At 82.5% G+C, this 567-nt stretch carries 1 protein-coding gene; it reads left to right on the top strand.

The features are described from left to right. Positions 1-56 precede the first annotated feature (56 nt). Positions 57-567: hypothetical protein (locus WCS02_RS21040; protein WP_340296250.1), on the top strand; the 511-nt coding region annotated here is incomplete at its 3' end.

Raw genomic sequence — 567 nt, 5'->3', positions numbered from 1 at the left:
GCCAGGCCCCCCGGCTGCTGCCCTGGGGGGCGGGGGCGACGGGGGCGGCGGCGGCCGTGAGCGGGGTCGTGGCCCTGGCCCCGGCGCCCGCCCCCGTCGCGGTGCCGCTGTCGCTCGCGCTGGGGGTGGCGTCCACGCAGCTGAGCACCCAGCTCGCCGTCGGCGCCGACGGCTCCCCGGAGGCCGCGGTGCTGGGCGCGGCCACCCTCGGCCTCGGTGCCGTGTCGGGCGGGCTGCTCCGCGCGGCCGCGGAGACCGGGCAGGCGGTCCCCCGCTCCGTGGTGGCGGCGGGGCACGTCGGCGAGAAGGGCGCCCTGCTGGTGGACGGCGCGGTGGTCGCCGGCGCCGCGACGGCACCACCCGGGTCGGCGCGGCACGGCACGCTCGTCGACCTCGACGGCCACGACGTCCCCGTCGTCGTCCACGACGTCGACGAGCCCTGGCAGGTCGGCCACGGCGTCCGGGGCGCGGGCTTCGCCGGGGTGGCCACCGTGCCCGTGCCGACCCCGCCGCCCGGCGGGCGGACCGTGCCCCGGCCGGTACGGGTGCCGACGCCGCCGGCGTACC

Origin of the sequence: Aquipuribacter hungaricus (assembly GCF_037860755.1) — a bacterium.
GTDB classification, from domain to species: domain Bacteria; phylum Actinomycetota; class Actinomycetes; order Actinomycetales; family JBBAYJ01; genus Aquipuribacter; species Aquipuribacter hungaricus.
This window is presented reverse-complemented; position numbering and strand designations above follow the sequence as displayed.